Annotated in this window: 19 protein-coding genes; 13 read left to right on the forward strand and 6 right to left on the reverse strand. The window is 68.9% G+C overall.

Features of this window, described 5'->3' with window-relative positions:
• Window positions 1-91: 91 nt before the first annotated feature.
• From Aple_RS54280 to Aple_RS07225, 6 genes are all read left to right on the forward strand, one after another.
• Window positions 92-373, forward strand: coding sequence for an acyl-CoA carboxylase biotin carboxyl carrier protein subunit (locus tag Aple_RS54280; protein ID WP_281361529.1), 282 nt, complete (start codon window positions 92-94; stop codon window positions 371-373).
• The gene (locus Aple_RS07205) at window positions 373-1,281 is read left to right on the forward strand and encodes a hydroxymethylglutaryl-CoA lyase (protein WP_155343704.1); all 909 of its coding nucleotides are present in this window, start codon (window positions 373-375) and stop codon (window positions 1,279-1,281) included. The genes Aple_RS54280 and Aple_RS07205 overlap by 1 nt, the downstream gene beginning before the upstream one ends.
• Window positions 1,281-2,432 carry an acyl-CoA dehydrogenase family protein gene (locus Aple_RS07210; RefSeq protein ID WP_155343705.1) on the forward strand — a complete coding sequence of 384 codons (1,152 nt, stop codon included), beginning with the start codon at window positions 1,281-1,283 and terminating at the stop codon, window positions 2,430-2,432. Before Aple_RS07205 ends, Aple_RS07210 begins: the two co-directional genes overlap by 1 nt.
• A 799-nt stretch (window positions 2,433-3,231) precedes the next feature.
• Window positions 3,232-3,612 carry a hypothetical protein gene (locus Aple_RS07215; RefSeq protein WP_155343706.1) on the forward strand — a complete coding sequence of 127 codons (381 nt, stop codon included), beginning with the start codon at window positions 3,232-3,234 and terminating at the stop codon, window positions 3,610-3,612.
• Window positions 3,613-3,761: 149 nt separating this feature from the next.
• Window positions 3,762-4,127 (forward strand): Mth938-like domain-containing protein, encoded by a 366-nt coding sequence (locus Aple_RS07220; RefSeq protein ID WP_155343707.1) that lies wholly within the window; start codon window positions 3,762-3,764, stop codon window positions 4,125-4,127.
• A gap of 211 nt (window positions 4,128-4,338) precedes the next feature.
• Window positions 4,339-4,764, forward strand: coding sequence for a Rieske (2Fe-2S) protein (locus tag Aple_RS07225; RefSeq protein WP_246264213.1), 426 nt, complete (start codon window positions 4,339-4,341; stop codon window positions 4,762-4,764).
• 149 nt (window positions 4,765-4,913) lie between these two features.
• Here Aple_RS07225 and Aple_RS07230 read toward each other — a convergent pair whose 3' ends face one another.
• The 3 genes from Aple_RS07230 to Aple_RS07240 form a co-directional block, all read right to left on the reverse strand.
• Window positions 4,914-5,267 (reverse strand): alpha-amylase inhibitor, encoded by a 354-nt coding sequence (locus tag Aple_RS07230; protein ID WP_155343709.1) that lies wholly within the window; start codon window positions 5,265-5,267, stop codon window positions 4,914-4,916.
• A gap of 248 nt (window positions 5,268-5,515) precedes the next feature.
• Window positions 5,516-5,878: a hypothetical protein gene (locus Aple_RS07235; protein ID WP_155343710.1), complete on the reverse strand. Its 363-nt coding sequence runs from the start codon at window positions 5,876-5,878 to the stop codon at window positions 5,516-5,518.
• On the reverse strand, window positions 5,875-6,228 hold the full coding sequence (locus tag Aple_RS07240) for a hypothetical protein (protein WP_155343711.1): 354 nt from the start codon (window positions 6,226-6,228) through the stop codon (window positions 5,875-5,877). Before Aple_RS07240 ends, Aple_RS07235 begins: the two co-directional genes overlap by 4 nt.
• Window positions 6,229-6,430: 202 nt before the next feature.
• On the opposite strand from Aple_RS07240, the gene Aple_RS07245 reads away from it, so the two are divergent.
• From Aple_RS07245 to Aple_RS07270, 6 genes are all read left to right on the forward strand, one after another.
• Window positions 6,431-6,898, forward strand: coding sequence for a helix-turn-helix domain-containing protein (locus Aple_RS07245; protein WP_218038170.1), 468 nt, complete (start codon window positions 6,431-6,433; stop codon window positions 6,896-6,898).
• Window positions 6,898-7,428, forward strand: a complete 531-nt coding sequence (locus tag Aple_RS07250; RefSeq protein WP_174889798.1) for a hypothetical protein — start codon at window positions 6,898-6,900, stop codon at window positions 7,426-7,428. The genes Aple_RS07245 and Aple_RS07250 overlap by 1 nt, the downstream gene beginning before the upstream one ends.
• 2 nt (window positions 7,429-7,430) lie before the next feature.
• A complete protein-coding gene (locus Aple_RS07255) occupies window positions 7,431-8,636 on the forward strand; it encodes an MAB_1171c family putative transporter (RefSeq protein ID WP_155343712.1) in 1,206 nt (401 codons plus the stop codon).
• A gap of 43 nt (window positions 8,637-8,679) precedes the next feature.
• Window positions 8,680-9,111, forward strand: a complete 432-nt coding sequence (locus tag Aple_RS07260; protein WP_155343713.1) for an Rrf2 family transcriptional regulator — start codon at window positions 8,680-8,682, stop codon at window positions 9,109-9,111.
• A gap of 81 nt (window positions 9,112-9,192) precedes the next feature.
• Window positions 9,193-9,930, forward strand: coding sequence for an NIPSNAP family protein (locus Aple_RS07265; RefSeq protein ID WP_246264215.1), 738 nt, complete (start codon window positions 9,193-9,195; stop codon window positions 9,928-9,930).
• A gap of 170 nt (window positions 9,931-10,100) precedes the next feature.
• The gene (locus tag Aple_RS07270) at window positions 10,101-10,577 is read left to right on the forward strand and encodes a GNAT family N-acetyltransferase (protein ID WP_155343714.1); all 477 of its coding nucleotides are present in this window, start codon (window positions 10,101-10,103) and stop codon (window positions 10,575-10,577) included.
• A 162-nt stretch (window positions 10,578-10,739) separates the two neighbouring features.
• Here the strand turns inward: Aple_RS07270 and Aple_RS07275 are convergent, their stop codons facing one another.
• The 3 genes from Aple_RS07275 to Aple_RS07285 form a co-directional block, all read right to left on the reverse strand.
• The gene (locus tag Aple_RS07275) at window positions 10,740-12,530 is read right to left on the reverse strand and encodes a hypothetical protein (RefSeq protein ID WP_155343715.1); all 1,791 of its coding nucleotides are present in this window, start codon (window positions 12,528-12,530) and stop codon (window positions 10,740-10,742) included.
• 74 nt (window positions 12,531-12,604) lie between these two features.
• Window positions 12,605-13,531 (reverse strand): carbohydrate kinase family protein, encoded by a 927-nt coding sequence (locus Aple_RS07280; RefSeq protein ID WP_246264217.1) that lies wholly within the window; start codon window positions 13,529-13,531, stop codon window positions 12,605-12,607.
• A gap of 2 nt (window positions 13,532-13,533) precedes the next feature.
• Window positions 13,534-14,439, reverse strand: coding sequence for a pseudouridine-5'-phosphate glycosidase (locus Aple_RS07285; protein ID WP_155343716.1), 906 nt, complete (start codon window positions 14,437-14,439; stop codon window positions 13,534-13,536).
• A gap of 250 nt (window positions 14,440-14,689) precedes the next feature.
• Between Aple_RS07285 and Aple_RS07290 the strand changes: the two genes are divergently transcribed.
• Window positions 14,690-16,210, forward strand: coding sequence for a phytoene desaturase family protein (locus tag Aple_RS07290; protein WP_155343717.1), 1,521 nt, complete (start codon window positions 14,690-14,692; stop codon window positions 16,208-16,210).
• The last annotated feature ends 10 nt before the right edge of the window (window positions 16,211-16,220 follow it).

The raw sequence follows: 16,220 nt of genomic DNA on the forward strand, positions 1-16,220 counted from the left end.
GAGCCCCGAGGGAAAACAAAGGGTGGGTGGGTGGGAAAAATCCCCCCGAGACAACGACACATTGTGGATTGCCTCGGGTCAAACCTGGTCGGTGACCTTGCACCATCCGGGTGATCCAGGTGACCGCGCCGGCGCAAGCCGTACCGGAGATGGAACGGTTCGCAGTCCGATGCCGGGAACCGTGCTCGTGGTGAAAGCCGCCGTCGGGGACCAAGTCCAAGCCGGGCAGCCACTGCTGATCGTGGAGGCGATGAAGATGGAGCACACCGTAACCGCGCCCATCGCGGGCGTCATCGCCGAACTTCCCGTCCGCGCGGGCCAGCAGGTCGCCATGGACGCGATGCTGGCCGCCATCACCCCCGAGGAGGCCTGATGCACCGCATCGACGGACTACCCGACCACGTGACCATCTACGAAGTCGGCCCAAGGGACGGCCTCCAGAACGAGGCGGCCATCCTCCCGGTCGACGTCAAAGCCGAATTCGTCGAACGCCTCGTGGACGCCGGGCTCACCACCATCGAGACGACCAGTTTCGTGCACCCCACCTGGGTCCCCCAACTCGCGGACGCCGCCGACCTGCTGACCCGCATCGAACGCCGCCCCGGCATCCGCTACCCCGTGCTCGTCCCCAACGAACGCGGCCTCGACCGGGCCCTCGAACACGGCGTCACCGAGATCGCGATCTTCGGCAGCGCCACCGAGACTTTCGCCCAGCGCAACCTCAACCGCACCATCGACTCCCAGTTCGAGATGTTCGCCCCCGTCGTGTCGCGCGCGCTGGAAAGCGGCGTCCGGGTCCGCGCCTACGTGTCGATGTGCTTCGGCGACCCCTGGGAGGGCCCGGTGCCGATCGCGAAGGTCGTCGAGGTCGGCATGCGCCTGCTCGACCTGGGCTGCTTCGAACTCTCCCTCGGCGACACCATCGGCGTCGGCACCCCCGGCCACGCCCGCGCCCTCATCGAGTCCTTCCCGTGCGGCCCTGGCCCGCTAGCCGTGCACTTCCACGACACCTACGGCCAGGCGCTCGCCAACACCCTCGAAGCCCTGCGCTGCGGCGTCACCGTCGTCGACGCCGCGGCGGGCGGCATCGGCGGTTGTCCGTACGCGGAGAGTGCCACCGGCAACCTCGCCACCGAAGACCTGGTCTGGATGCTGCACGGCCTCGGCGTCGAAACCGGCGTCGACCTCGGCTCCCTGGTCGACACCTCCACCTGGCTGGCGAAGCGGCTCGGCCGCCCCAGCCCCTCCTCCGTCGTCCGCGCCCTCTCCAAGGAGCCGTGATGCTCACCGACGAATACGATGACCTGCGCAAATCCGTCGAGTCCTTCGCTCGCGAGGTGGTCGCCCCGGTGATCGGCGACTTGTACGAGCGGGGGGAGTTCCCATACGAGATCATCCGCAAGATGGGCGCGATGGGCCTGTTCGGCCTGCCGATCCCGGAGGAGCACGGCGGCATGGGCGGCGACTACTTCGCCCTCTGCCTGGCCCTGGAGGAACTCGCCCGGGTGGACTCCTCGGTGGCGATCACGCTGGAGGCCGGGGTCTCCCTGGGCGCGATGCCGCTGCTGAGATTCGGCACCGACGAGCAGCGGTCCCACTGGCTACCCGCGCTCGCCGCCGGGGAGAAGCTCGGCGCGTTCGGCCTCACCGAACCCGGAGGCGGCTCCGACGTGCCCGGCGGCATGCGGACCACCGCCACCCTGGACGGCGGCGAATGGGTGATCAACGGCTCGAAGGCGTTCATCACCAACGCCGGCACCGCCATCACCGGCTTCGTCGCCGTGGCCGCCATCACCGGCCGCCGCGCGGACGGCCGCCCCGAGATCTCCACGATCATCGTCCCGTCCGGCACCCCCGGCTTCACCTTCTCCGAGAAGTATTCCAAGGTCGGCTGGTCGGCCAGCGACACCCGCGAACTCGCCTTCACCGACTGCCGCGTCCCCGCCGCCAACCTGCTCGGCGAGCGCGGCCGCGGCTACGCCCAGTTCCTGCAAACCCTCGACGAGGGCAGGATCGCCATCGCCGCCCTCTCCGTCGGCCTCGCCCAGGGCTGCGTCGACGAATCCCTGCGCTACGCCCACGAGCGGCACGCCTTCGGCCGCGCGATCGGCGGCTACCAGGCCATCCAGTTCAAGATCGCCGACATGGAAGTCCGCACCCACACCGCCCGCCTCGCCTACTACCACGCCGCCGACCGCATGCGCTCCGGCCTCCCCTTCAAGAAGGAGGCCGCCATCGCCAAACTCGCCTCCTCCAACGCGGCCATGGACAACGCCCGCGACGCCACCCAGATCTTCGGCGGCTACGGCTTCATGAACGAGTACCCAGTCGCCCGCTTCTACCGCGACGCCAAGATCCTCGAAATCGGCGAGGGCACCAGCGAGGTCCAACGCATGCTCATAGCCCGCGAACTCGGCCTGTCCGGCCTCTGATGGCCAGCACCATGCAGACCGCCGCGACGCCAAGACAGCTGAACACGACCGGATTCACGTACCAAGGCACAAGATCGGTGGCACCACCATCGCTCCAACGGCACTGATGCCTCAGGGGAACCCAGGACCAACTGGTCGCTGGGAACGCCAGAGGCTTATCGGCGCAGTACTCGCTGGTAGCTCGCAGCTCAAGGAAGCCACCGACCCAGAAACCATAGAGGTAGGTCACGGCAGCGGCGACCAGCGCGAGCAACAATCCGCCGAAGTAAACGCCAATTCTCACGCTCGGTAGCCCCTTTCTCACCCCAGCTGGCGCTGTGATCAGTAGAGCGATCCTCCCTTTGTTCAGATACCGAGAGGCCCAGCTGCACGAAATCTCGGCATTCTCTCCCTGAGGACACCACATCACTGTGCTTGGCTTGCCCGTGATCGAGACCAGCAACCTCCGTTCTAACCCGGCGGGCTCCCTAGCAGGGGAACGGACATGGCCCGGAGTGAGCATGGGCCGAGAAATCCCGGAGACCAGAGTGACGACACTGGCGAAAGGGAGAAAGCCGGAAGGGGGTGCTCAGCGAAGGTGCGGGCTCGCATGAGAACGCTCGGGAATCGGTCGATGGCACTGGTGGCGACTCTGCTGGCAGCAGGGTCGGGGTGCGGGATCCCGGCCAGTGTCACCGCCCTGACGTGCATCGGCGACCCGACTGAGCCCATGTTGCAGCGAGTGCTCCAGGAGCCCATCCGCCACCAAGTTCCTGCCGGGGCCTTTCCGCGCTCGACGGACTCGGAGCAGCTCGCCTGTATGGACGACGACCTCATCGGAGAGGTCGAGTTGTCCTACCAGTTCTTCGGTTCTCCTCGTGACGTGGTCGCGTTCTACAAGGAGCAGGCGGCGGCGGAGGGATGGCGTCTGACCAGGGACGGCTTGCTCAAGTTCGTGCCCAGGCCGGGAAAGAGCGAGAGTTGGCCCACGACCACCTGTTTCGCCAAGGACTTGGGTGGGTTCGTCGCGGATCTGCAGGTCAGCTTTGATTACTGGACTCCGGATGTGCGGGAAAACCCATCATTGCAGAGGTATTGGCGCACCCATCTCGTTCTCGACGTTTGGTGGAAACTGCGCGAACAATGTGGATCTCGAATGGCCATAGGGTGTATGCCGGGAAATGCGGGAGTGCGGCAATAGGCGCAGTCGAGCTGACCTCATTCCATGCGGCCTTACCGTGCCACCTGCCCGCCAGCGATAGCGGTCAGCCACGGGCAGGACTCAGCCGCCTCTGACTGGCAGCTCAGCTGTGTAGGTGGCAAGTGCACCAGCAGGTTAGTCTCCCGGCTATGAAGCGATCTCCACTGATCACGCACATCTCTTGGGGCCGCATGGTTGTCGAGGGGGTGGGTCAAGGAAAGGACTTCAAGCTGTACCCGGGTGGTGGTCGGGCCTGGGACTGGAACGAGACGGGTACACGTCACAGTCCGGGCATCCAGCCCGCCGATGTCAGCGAGCTGCTTGACCACGGTAGCGAGGTGGTTGTCCTCTCACGAGGAATGGACTTGGTCCTTCAGACATGCCCGGAGACTCTGGACTTGCTGAAGCAGAAGGGCATCGAGGTCTTCGTGGAGGAGACGAGGGCCGCGGTTGAGCGGTACAACGCGTTGGCTGAGACGACCCCGGTAGGGGGTCTGTTCCACTCGACATGCTGACCCGCGCACGCTGCGTGCACCGGTCAAGAACGCGGTCGCCGACCTGGATCACCTGATCGGGAGTCTCGGCAGGGATTGAGGTGAGCTCGTCTCGGTCTGGCCCTGGGTCCGCATTAATAAAGGATGAGAATACGATCAAGACCACGAGCATGCCCTGGTACGGGTGGTTGGCTGGGCTGGGGGCCAGTTAACCGGATGAAAGGGCATTTTCGTGGATAAGAACGTCACGCGTCGGCACGCGATCAGTGTGGCCGCACTCGCTGGGGCCGGGGTCGCCGTGGCGGCCTGTTCCGGCGGCGGCGACACCACCGCCGCGCCCGCCGCACCCGCCGGGTCTTCCGCGCCCGCCGCTGGGGGAGGAGCCCTGACGACCACGGCCGAGGTACCTGTCGGCGGCGGCGTCATTCTGGGCGAGGTTGTCGTCGTGCAGCCGGAGGCGGGGACTTTCAAGGGCTTCAGCCCGACCTGTACCCATCAGGGCTGCAAGGTGACCAGTGTCGCCGACAGCCAGATCGTGTGCCCGTGCCACGGCTCGCAATTCTCCATCGCCGACGGCTCGGTCACCTCAGGCCCGGCGACCACCCCACTCCCCGAGGTTCCGATCAAGGTAGACGGGACCAACATCACCTTGGCGTAAGCAGGGACACCTCCGAGTGCCGTCAAGACCTGGGGCTCTGCCGTACACCTCCGCGTGCCCGGCAGAGCCCCAGGTGGTTGCTCTGTGACCGCACACCGCCGGCACGGCTCGAAGCCGCGGGTGCCTGGCATGCGGCCGATCGGTGAGGGTCAGCAGAGAACCGTTGTGTCGTACGACGCGAAGGGCCAGCTGTAGGCGGCCTTGTCCCAGGTCCGGCCGCTGCCGAGACGGTAGCACTCGGTGTCGGGCGCGTTGTTCCAGATGATCTTGATGTTGTGGGCGAACGGGCAGTTGTTGAAGATCACGACGTGGTTGAAGGTGCGCACGTCGATCCTTATGCAGGTCGGGAAGGCTCGCAGCGCGGACGTGGCTTGCAGCGAGGACGTGGCCGCGCTTGGCATCGCCGCGGAGGTGGCCGACGCGGGCGTACCCGTGGCGAAAGTCACGGCTCCCGCCGCGCAGATACCCGCGGCGATAGCGGCGATTCGCGTCATTTTGCCCATAGTGGTCTCCTTTGAGATGAAGTGAGCGATGGCGGCTGACGGCTCGTTCGTGCTCGTGTGAATCAGCGCGAGCAGCGTGGAGGCGAGCGTGTCGGCCTGGTGGGGTCACCGGCGGCCAGGGAGGTCGGCTCGCCGGTCACCGTCCGCTGCCAGGAGGACTGTGGCGCTCATCCAGAGCGTCACGAACGTTCAGCCGGGGAGCGGAGGTGTTCAAGGGGTGATGCAGGTACTGCGGATGTGGCGTGTTCCTACGCGGACGTGGTGATCGCGCACGGTGGCGTCGTGCCCGGCTTGATGAGTGCGCGGTCGGCTTCCCGGTAGGCCGGGGGGACGATGCCGCGCCCGGCGCACAGCGTGAAAGTCGCTCCCGCGCGGGTCTGGAGGATGACGGCGCAGCCCGGCAGAGGCTGGTTGTCGAAGGATGCGACGGGGTTGGTAAGTGTCGCGGTTCCCGTACAGCTGTTGTAGATGCGGGCGACGGCGGGCGCCGTGAAGTCGGCGTTTCGGTAGAGGGTCACCTTCCCGCTCGCCGCGGCGGCGGGGCCCGCCGCGAGCAGCATGTGCAAGCCGACCGCCGCTGTGATGCCTGCCGTCAGGATGGCTCTGTTCACGGGCACCAGCCCGGCTTGGTCTCGTTCAGGACCAGGTTGTAGACGTGGACGCCGAGCACGGGGAAGCGTTCGCCGTCGCAGAACAGGATGTCGCCCTCGGTGGTGTCGAGCCAGCCCGACCATCCGTTGGCGGTGAAGTAGTCGGCCCGTTTGCCCACCGCGTGCACGCCGCTGCAGTAGTACGAGCCTGTGGTGTTGTCACGGAACCGCAGGACCGCCCGGGACGACTGGCATCCCATGGATGCGGCGACCTGTTCCTGCGTCGCCGACGCGGAAGCCGGCGGTGTGGTGACTATGGCGCATGTGGTGATGAGTGCGGCCGTGGCCGCCACTCCGAGCAGGGTCTTCACGAGATCTCCTACGCGGTCAAGGTCATTCACATGAGTTGGTTTCGCTTCAATGAGCGTAAACTGACATAACCAGATCGTCAACTAGTGTGTGGTGAAGACCGATATTTCATACACCTCAGTTCATGGCCACGATACGCCCTCGTCAACTGGCGTGAGTGGAACCGCATCGAGACCAGCCGCATGAGTTGTTTCGTCTGCTACCGTGGTCGTGTACGGGGGCGAGGAGGTGTGGATGCCCAAAGGCTCAACGGAGGCCGCCCGCACGCTCGCGGCCAAGCTCAACCACCTGTTCAACACCGTGCGTCCGCGCCAAGGCGGCGAATACACACACGAGGAGGTCGCCGCGGCGCTGCGTGACAGCGGCGGTCCGACGATCTCGGCCACCTACGTCTGGCAACTACGCAAAGGGCTGCGCGACAACCCGACCAAGCGTCACCTCGAAGCGCTCGCGGGCTTCTTCGGCGTGCCACCGGCCTACTTCTTCGACGAGGAGGCCGCCGAGCGCATCGACGCGGAACTCGAGCTCCTCATCGCCTTGCGGGACGCATCGGTCAGACAGATCGCGCTGCGCGCATCGGGCCTTTCCCCCAAGAGCCTCAACGCCATCACCGAGATGGTCGAGCGGGTACGCGAGTTGGAAGGACTGCCTGACGCGACCAAAGGGGCATAATGTCCGCAGTTCCGTTCAGACGCCTGCGCCGCCGCTGTGAGGCCAGGCTGGACAAACTGCCACTGCCGGAGCCTTTCACCGCCGAGGCACTGTGCACGCAGGTGGCCGCCCAGCGCGGACGGCCCATCCTGCTCCTGCCGATGACACGCAGCTCTGGTGTGTGCGGCATGTGGGTGTCAGCCGGAGACAGTGACCTCATCTTTTACGATCAGGCCACGACCACTCCCCATCAGCAGCACATCATCCTGCACGAGCTCAGCCACCTGCTGTGCGACCACTACCCTTCCGGCCTCACCGGCCCTGACCAGTGGCGGCGATTACTCCCGGACCTCGATCCTCAGATGGTGCACCGCGTCCTGGGGCGCACGACGTACACCGATGTCGAGGAGCAGGAAGCCGAGCTGCTGGCCTCGCTCATCCAAGCTCGCGCGGGGAAGCTCGCCGCACTCGAGGTCGTCGCCGAGACCAACGCGCTGACCGGACGCATCAAGGCCCTGCTCGACTGGTCCGACTCCGAGCGGCCCTCCTGACCATGGCCGAGGCGCTGCGCCACTACGGGCCCGCCGTGATCGCCTGGGTGCTGCTCGCCTACCGCGTGCGCAAAGGCCGGCGCGGGCCGCCCGACCCGGCCAGGGAAACCGTCTGGCTCCTCCTGCTGGGCCTGTCACTGTCGCTGACGCTGCTCACTCCCGCCGTGTACGGGTTCGTCGGCGACGTGACCGGGATCCCGAACCTGGCCCGGCTGCTCGGCCACGGCAGCATGCTCGTCGTCGCCTGGTCGGCCAGGAGCTTTCTGTGGCACCTGAACCACCCGGTTTCCGCCGTACGCCCGCTCACCCGCGTTCACCTCTCCGCCATGGCTCTCACGTTCGCGGGGATGTGCGTGCTGTTCTGGGCGGCGGACGCGCCGGTCAACGACGCGCGCTTCGCCGCGCGCTACGCGGCCGCGCCGTGGGTCCTCGAGTACTGGCTCGTCTACATCGCCTACCTGATCCCGGCTTTCGGAAGCATGGCCGTGCTCGGCTGGCAGTACGCGCGAATGAGCACCGCACCCTTGCTCCGGGTAGGCCTGCGGTTGGTCACCATGGGCGCGTACCTCGCCATCGGTTACCACGTGCACAAGGCCCTGGCCTTCGCCGCGGAGCGCTTCGCCTTCTCCTACCCGCCTGCCGGCGACCTTCTCGCCGACGGAATCCTGCCGCTGCTGGCCCACCTGCTCGTCCTCAGCGGCGCCACGCTGCCGGCCTGGGGCAGGCTGGTGAACGCGCCCGCCTCGCTCGTCTGGTTCGGCCGCTATCGCGCCTACCAGGCGCTGCGTCCCCTATGGCGAGCTCTGTACGTGGCCAGCCCGCACATCGCACTCACCCCGGCGACTCCAGCCCTGCTCGACCTGCTGACGGTGCGCGACCTCAACCTGCGCCTCTACCGCCGCGTCATCGAGATCAGGGACGGCCGCCTGGCCCTGACGCCCTACCTGGACCCGGACGTCGCCGCGGCCGCCCGCGCCAGCGCCGCCAGGACCGGCCTGCACGGCCAGGCGCTGGACGCGGCCGCCGAAGCCGCCGCCCTCCACGCCGCCCTGCGGGCGAAGGCCTGCGGCATGATCGCCCTCCCCGACTCTGTGGTCCACACCCCGGGCGGGGGAGACCTGGACAGCGACACCGCCTTCCTGCGGGAGGTCGCCCGAGCCTTCCGCCGTCTGAAGACCACGGCCACCGACTCCGCCCCGGTGACTTGACCGCTCTTCCGATGTAACAGAAAATGTTACGACAAGGAGGGTGATGGCCGCGAACAGCCGGTTGACGATCGCCGCGCACGCGCTGGCGTGGCTGGCGCTGGCGCAGCGGCGTGGTCAGGAGATCTTGACCTCCGAACAGGTCGCGGCCAGCGTGAACACCAACCCGGTGATCATCCGGCGTAGCCTCGGCGACCTGCGCCGCGCGGGGCTGGTGAACGTGCGCCACGGCGCGGGCGCGGGGTGGAGCCTGGCCCGGGCGCCCGAGCACATCACGCTGCTGGAGGTGTACGACGCCGTCGAGCAGGAACCGCCCTTCGGCATGCACCGCACCGAGCCCAACCTGGAGTGCCCGGTTGGCCGGGGTATCCGGCCCGCGCTGGGAGACATCTACGACCGGGTCGAGCAGGCCGTGCGGCAGGAGCTGGCCGCCACCTCGATAGCCGACGTGCTGCGCGAGATCCTGCGGGTGCGCTGAGCCTGCCATGGAAGACGTCCACCCCGTCGACGCGCCCTTAGTTGTAACAAAGAATGTTCCAGCAAAGATGGAGGGATCCTGGTGACCGGCCACTCAGTGCAATGCCCAATCGTTGAACTGCGGCAGTACACGCTGCACCCCGGTCAGCGCGAGGTGCTGATCGACCTGTTCGACCGCGAGTTCGTCGAAACCCAGGAAGCCGTCGGTATAACGATCCTGGGGCAGTTCCGGGACCTGGACGACCTCGACCGCTTCGTCTGGCTGCGCGGATTCAACGACATGCCGGGCCGGGCACAGGCGCTGGACCGCTTCTACACTGGACCGGTCTGGCGGGCGCACCGCGCAGAGGCCAACGCCACGATGATCGACTCTGACGACGTGCTGCTCCTGCGACCGGTGCCGGGGTACTCAGGATTCCCCGCCCCCGCCATCGGCAGGCCCCCGGCCGGCGCCCCGGCGCCGCCCTCGCTCATCCTGGCAACGATCTACCAGCGCGACCGGCCGTTCGATAAGGCGTTCGCCGACTTCTTTCACCAGCGAGCCCACCCCGTCCTGGCCAAGACAGGCGCCACACCCATGGCCTCGCTGCAGAGCGAGCACGCCCCCAACACCTTCCCCGCCCTACCGGTACGCACCGGCGAGAACGTCTTCGTCTGGTTCGCACGCTTCGCCGATCAGACCCACCTCGACGACCACCTGCGCCGCCTCGACAGCTCCCACCAGTGGCAAACCGACGTACTCCCAGACCTGTCGGCGACGCTCGCCGCCCCGCCGCAGCGATTGCGACTGGCTCCCACTGCACGCTCGTCCCTGCGCTAACGCCCTGAGGGTGCCCGTCAGCCGTGCAGACCTCGTCGCCGGACAATTCCCCACAATCCGGTCATCCGGGCCCGGATTCGCCGTCGTGGGGCTTGAATTTCGGTCCTAACCGGTTGTTGCGGTCATGGTGATGATGGACGTATTTGGCGTGCGAATTCTAGAGTCCTCTCATGACGGGCGATGATCTACAGCTGCGCAGGGCCGAGAAGACCGATGCCGACCAGATATTCGCGCTCGCGCGGGAGTTCGCCTTGTCGTTCCGGCCGGAGCGGGCTCCGTTCGACGCGGCGCTGCCGCAGTTGATGGAGAACGAGGACGCGTTCCTGATGGTGGCCACCGTTGACGGGGTGGTCCGGGGGTATCTGCTGGGGTTCACCCATCTGACGCTGTTCGCCAACGGGCGGGTGGCATGGGTGGAGGAGGCCATGATCGAGGGCGGGTTCCGGCGGCATGGCCTCGGGAGGTTGCTGCTGGAGGAGTTCGAGGCGTGGGCACGGACGAGGGACGCCGGATATGTCGCCCTGGCCACGCGACGGGCGGCCGAGTTCTACCGGGCTCTCGGATATGACATCTCCGCCACGTATTACCGCAAAATGCTGACCCAGCCACCGGCGACCCAGCCGCCGGCGACGCCGCCAGCAGGCTGACGTCCGGCAGGGGGACGTGGCCGTGGCCGTGATGTCCGACAAGGTGACGTCCGGCAGGGTCACGTCCGGCAGGGTCACGTCCGTCAGGGTGGCAGCAAGGTCATGTGCGGTTGGGGTACGTCCAGAAGCGTGAGTGAACGCTTGGGTGCGTGTCGGGATTTATCAGGACGTTAGTTGGGCGTCCAGGCGGTATCCGTCCACGGTCACGTAGACGGAGTCGCCTGGGCGGGCGTTCAGTCGCATCAGGACCGGCTGGAGTGAGTCGAACACCGGCTGGCGGTCCCGCCAGACCAGGACGACCGCGTTGTCGCCGGGGCCGGTGACCGACAGCAGGGTGCCGGGGCGCATGCCGAGCTGGGCCGCGTAGCCCTCCGGCACGGCCACCGGCTCGCCCCGAAGGTGGCCGCTGGTCACGTCGATGCGCTGCCAGCGGCGCGGGTCGGAGGACGGGCTGGCGGTGGTCCGCGGGCTGGGCACCAGGTGCGGCCGCGGCTGGCCGGTCAGCGCGTTGAGCGCCGCCAGCGCCGTCGCCGGGTCGGGCCCGCTGTTGGCCATGGACGGTATCGGCATGCCGCCGCGCTGCTGATGGCCGTTCGCACCCGGCGTACGGCGCGGCAACGGAGACTGCGGGTCCGGCGGCCCGGCGGGAGCGGCGGGGGAGCCGGGGCGCTGCTGTGGAGGTTGCGGCATGGACTCCATCCAGGCCTTGGCCGAGTGCGCCCGGATGCCGAGCTGGCCGAGGAGTTCGATGACATCGGAATCGCCGGTCTTGTTCGCCAGCACCTGCCTGGTCCGCTCCCGCAGCCCGCCCAGGTCGCCGACGACCAGCCAGCCGTCCTGGAGGCGCCGGTCCGGCATGAGCGTGACCAGAACTCGCCACAGCTGGGTGCGGAGCGAGGGCACCTCGATCGGATGCGACGGGTCTGCGCCGATCAGCTGGTCCTGGGTGGCGGCGGTGCCCAGCCACTCGGTGAGGCCGAACAGGTGGCCGGTCAGCGCGGCCGAGTCGGGCGAGCGCAGCCACAGCAGCACCCGCTCCTCGGCGGCCCGCTGCGCCTGGGACAGCACGTCCCGGTCCACGTTCAGCTGGTGGGCGAGCGTACGCAGGCTGACCGGCTCGGCCGCGAACAGCCGCTCGGCGGCCACCGACCGCTCCAGCGGGTTCCACTCCCGGAACAGGCTGTCCACGAGCGAGACCATCGGATGTTCGGCGGCCGACACCGGCGCGGCCAGGGGCGCGTCCGGCTGAAGCGCGGGCGGCACAGCGGGCTGGGCCGGGGGCTGAACGGGGGGCGGCGGCGCGGGGGACGCGGCGGCCGGAGGTGTGGCGGCGGCGGGAGTGGCGGGCCTGGAGGCCACGGCCGGCATCGGCCCGGTCTCGGCGCGCCCGTTGCGCGCGGCCGGGACCTGCGCGGCGAACTCGCCGGTCGGATACCCGGCGGGAGTCTGGGTGAGCGCCTGCCGGGACACCACGGCGGGAATCGGGGTCTGGGCGGCCGCGGGCGCCTGCTCGGCCAGCGGCGCCTCAATCCGGATATGACTGAAAATTTCCCGGAACACGATGGTCAATACGGCTTCCGGCGTCGCCGGGTTCGACGGCCCCTGCAGATCCCCGGGCGTGAGCCGCCGCAGCCGATGCCAGCCGCCCAGCCCCGTGATCACCGATTTCGCCGGTTCCGGCCAGCCGGGCAGCGCCGGGTCCACCGAGTGGACCTGCAGCGCGGGCAGCAGATCGGTCAGCGTGACATGGTCCCAGCGGCTCACCGCGAGGCGGGCCAGCCGGTCGCAGAGCCAGTCGAGGCCGGTCGTCCCCAGGGCACGGCCCAGCGCCACCGAACCCCACCAGCCGCCGGGCAGCCGGGGATCGGCCAGCACCTCGGCGACCTGCTGGGGGCGGGACCAGCGCAGGGCCGGAACCAGATCGCTCAGGCAGATCGTTGACTCGGCGTCCATCGGTTGACCGCACCCTCCCGAGAGTGACGCTTGTTGCTAATGGTGCAGCTTACGCCGCAAGCTATCAATTGGTGTCAATAGGGTAAAGCTTCCCTCGGCACGGAACGGCCGGGAGGCCGCCCGCCAACTGCGCCGACCGCCTCCGCACCTGCGCGGCAACCGGCTTCCACACTTTCCGGGGCCGGAAATCCGGCCAGCCTCGCGGCGAGGAATCCCGCCGCGAACGCGTCACCCGCACCCGTCGTGTCGACCGTCGAAAAGACGGCGTCCCCGGGCGCCCGGAACGTGGCGCGTGACACGATCCCGCCCTGTTCCGCGAGGATCGCGCCGGAGGCTCCCAGCTTGACGGCGGCCGTGCCGTACCGGTCGCTGAGTCGTGCCGCAGCGGCCTCTGGTTCGGTCTCGCCGGTCAGCAGGAGTGCCTCGTCCCGGTTGGGGATGACGATACTCGCCTCAGCGGTCTCACGGAGGAATCGGGCCACACCGAAATCTCTGAGGAATCCGGTTGAGGCGGGATCCACGCTGATCGTCACTCCTCGTCCTGTTGCCGCCTGGATCGCGAGTCTGACCAGTTCCAGACCGGGTGTCGCGAACAGGGTGTAGGCGGACAGGTGCAGGTGCCGTACGCCGTCGAGCAAGTCGTCGGACCAGTCGGCGGGGCCCAGCAGGCGGCTGGCCCCGCGGTTGGTCAGGAAGGAGCGTTCTCCGGTCGCGTCGACCATCGCGATGACGACCGCGGTCGGGTGGCCGGGGTCGACGACGATGTGCGGGCGCACCCCGGCGCGGGTGAGTTCGGTGAGGTGCCACTCGGCGGTGTCGTAGCCCGCGCGGGCCAGCAGGCGGGCGTCCGCGCCCAGGTACGCGGCCCAGGCGGCCGTGTTGGCGCCGGAGCCGCCGGGCCGGAGCACGATGTCGGCCTCGGTGTCGGTGCCGCTGCGCAGGGGCGCGCGATGCAGCGCGACGACGTCGGTGACGATATCGCCGATCACCAGCAGGCCCACGCTCAGTCCTGCGCCCAGGACAGAGCGATCTGCGTGGCGAGGGCGACATTTCCGCGTACGGCCGCCAGATTCGCCTCCAGGGACGCGCCCGCGGTCGCCCGTACCAGATATTCGAGCAGGAACGGGGTGATGGCCTGGCCGGTGACGCCCTCGGCGTCGGCGGCGCGCAGCGCCTCGGCGAGCACGCGGTCATGTAACGCGGGGTCGAGCTGTTCCGCCTCGGGGACCGGGTTCGCGACGATCAGGGCGGTTTCGGGGCCGCCGAGGCGGTCCTGGGCGCGCATGATCCCGGCGGCTTCCGCGGGGGTTTCGATCCGCCAGTCGACCGGTTCGCCGGACGTGGTCAGGTAGAAGCCGGGGAACTCGTCGGTGCGGTAGCCGACCACGGCCACCTGGCGGGTCTCCAGGCGCTGCAGGGTGGCCGGGACGTCCAGGATGGACTTCACGCCCGCGCACACCACGGTGATCCGGGTCCGGCTGAGCGTGTCCAGGTCGGCCGACTCGTCCTGCACGGTGGTCCAGCCGCGGTGCACCCCGCCCAGGCCGCCGGTGGCGAACACCCGGATCCCGGCCCGCGCGGCCAGGAACGAGGTCGCCGACACGGTGGTCGCGCCGCTCACTCCCAGGGCCGCCGCCGGGGCCAGGTCGCGGAAGCCCAGCTTGCGCAGGCCGGGCTCGGTGGCGATCCGCTCCAACTCGCCCTTGTTCAGACCCGCCCTCGGCACGCCGTCCAGCACCGCGATCGTCGCGGGGACGGCGCCGGCCGCCCGCACGATCTCCTCCAGCTCGGCCGCCACCTTCAGGTTGCGCGGCTGCGGCAGGCCGTGCGAGATGATCGTCGACTCCAGCGCGACCACCGGCCTGCCCTCGCTCAGCGCGGTCGCCACCTCGTCGGAACGCTTGATCATGACTCTCCAGTCCGTGTTGGTCGAACCACGCTAGGCAGCAGGCCGGTCACCCGTCCAACGCGCTGAGTAACCGGTCAGTTTCACCTTTCCGACCAGCGCAAATCGCCTCTGGCCACAATTTAGCGCCCGGGGTAATGTCGGGGCATGGTGTCCCTCGCCGTGACCGCCCTCCGCCCCGCCCCGCACTGGCAGACCGGCCTCTGAGCGATCCGGGTCGTCCCGATTTCCCGGTGGCTCACGAGGAGGACACATGAAGGCTTCGCGGTATGACGTCGTCGTCGCGGGCGGCGGGCACAACGGGCTGGTGGCGGCCGCCTACCTGGCCAGAGCCGGGCGGCGGGTGCTGGTGCTGGAACGGTTCGGGCATCTGGGCGGGCTGGCCGTCTCGGCGCAGGCGTTTCCCGGCGTGGACGCGCGGGTCTCCCGGTATTCGTATCTGGTGAGCCTGCTGCCTGCCAAGGTGGTGCGGGATCTGGGGCTCGCGCTCGAGCTGAGGACGCGGCGGTTCGCGTCGTACACGCCGGTGGGGGAGACGGGGCTGCTGGTGGACAACGGCGACGCGGGCCGTACGGAATCCTCGTTCGCGGCCGTCACCGGCGGCACCAAGGATCTGGACGCCTGGAAGCGGTTCTACGCGATGACCGCCGGTGTGGCCGCGCGGGTCGCGCCCACGCTGCTGGAGCCGCTGCGGGATCGGGCGGGGCTGCGCGCGGTCGTGGCCGACGAGGAGGCCTGGCGGGACCTGTTCGAGCGGCCGATCGGCGCGGTCGTGGGCGAGCGGTTCGGCGACGACACCGTGCGCGGCGTGGTGCTGACCGACGCGCTGATCGGGACGTTCGCCGATCCGGACGCGGATCTGCTGGCCAACAGGTGTTTCCTCTATCACGTGGTCGGCGACGGCACGGGCGACTGGAACGTCCCCGTCGGCGGCATGGGCGCGGTCTCCGGCGGGCTGGCCGCGATCGCCCGGGCCGGCGGCGCGGAGATCCATACCGGGGCCGAGGTCGTGTCCATCGATCCCGGCACCGGCGAGGTCACGTTCCGCGACTCGGCGGGGGAGCACACCGTCACCGGCGGGCACGTGCTGGCCAACCTGCCGCCCGCCGTCCTGTCCCGGCTGCTCGGCGAGACGCCGGAACGCCCGGAGGGCGCGCAGCTGAAGGTCAACATGGTGCTGTCCCGCCTGCCCCGGCTGAAGGACGGCTCGGTCGACCCGCGCGAGGCGTTCAGCGGAACCTTCCACATCAACGAGAGCCGCGACCAGCTCGCCGCCGCCTACGCCCAGGCCGCCGCCGGTCGCGTGCCCGACCTGCCGCCCGCCGAGGTCTACTGCCACTCGCTCACCGACCCCTCCATCCTCGGTACGGACCTGCGCGCGTCCGGCGCGCAGACCATGACGCTGTTCGGCCTGCACATGCCGGCCAGGCTGTTCGACCGGGACGGCGCCAAGGAGGATGCGCTGCGCCGCACGATCGCCTCCATCGACAGCGTGCTCGCCGAGCCGATCGAGTCGTGCCTGCTCAGAACCCCCGCCGGGGAGCTCTGCCTGGAGGCCAAGACCCCGGTCGACCTGGAACGCGAGGCGGGGCTCCCGGGAGGCCACATCTTCCATCGCGACCTGACCTGGCCGTTCGCCGAGTCCGCCGAGGACGGGACGTGGGGCGTCGAGACCGCCCACGAGCGCCTGCTGCTGTGCGGCGCCGGAGCCCGGCGCGGCGGTGGCGTTTCCGGTATTCCCGGACATAACGCGGCAATGGCGGTTCTGGGTTAACGCTGTTCTC

Origin of the sequence: Acrocarpospora pleiomorpha (assembly GCF_009687885.1) — a bacterium.
GTDB classification, from domain to species: domain Bacteria; phylum Actinomycetota; class Actinomycetes; order Streptosporangiales; family Streptosporangiaceae; genus Acrocarpospora; species Acrocarpospora pleiomorpha.

Coding starts and splice junctions, on each gene's coding strand:
- Aple_RS07205 (WP_155343704.1), top strand. CDS start 373: ATGCACCGCATCGACGGACTACCCGACCACGTGACCATCTACGAAGTC.
- Aple_RS07210 (WP_155343705.1), top strand. CDS start 1,281: ATGCTCACCGACGAATACGATGACCTGCGCAAATCCGTCGAGTCCTTC.
- Aple_RS07215 (WP_155343706.1), top strand. CDS start 3,232: ATGGACGACGACCTCATCGGAGAGGTCGAGTTGTCCTACCAGTTCTTC.
- Aple_RS07220 (WP_155343707.1), top strand. CDS start 3,762: ATGAAGCGATCTCCACTGATCACGCACATCTCTTGGGGCCGCATGGTT.
- Aple_RS07230 (WP_155343709.1), bottom strand. CDS start 5,267: ATGGGCAAAATGACGCGAATCGCCGCTATCGCCGCGGGTATCTGCGCG.
- Aple_RS07250 (WP_174889798.1), top strand. CDS start 6,898: ATGTCCGCAGTTCCGTTCAGACGCCTGCGCCGCCGCTGTGAGGCCAGG.
- Aple_RS07255 (WP_155343712.1), top strand. CDS start 7,431: ATGGCCGAGGCGCTGCGCCACTACGGGCCCGCCGTGATCGCCTGGGTG.
- Aple_RS07260 (WP_155343713.1), top strand. CDS start 8,680: ATGGCCGCGAACAGCCGGTTGACGATCGCCGCGCACGCGCTGGCGTGG.
- Aple_RS07270 (WP_155343714.1), top strand. CDS start 10,101: ATGACGGGCGATGATCTACAGCTGCGCAGGGCCGAGAAGACCGATGCC.
- Aple_RS07275 (WP_155343715.1), bottom strand. CDS start 12,530: ATGGACGCCGAGTCAACGATCTGCCTGAGCGATCTGGTTCCGGCCCTG.
- Aple_RS07285 (WP_155343716.1), bottom strand. CDS start 14,439: ATGATCAAGCGTTCCGACGAGGTGGCGACCGCGCTGAGCGAGGGCAGG.
- Aple_RS07290 (WP_155343717.1), top strand. CDS start 14,690: ATGAAGGCTTCGCGGTATGACGTCGTCGTCGCGGGCGGCGGGCACAAC.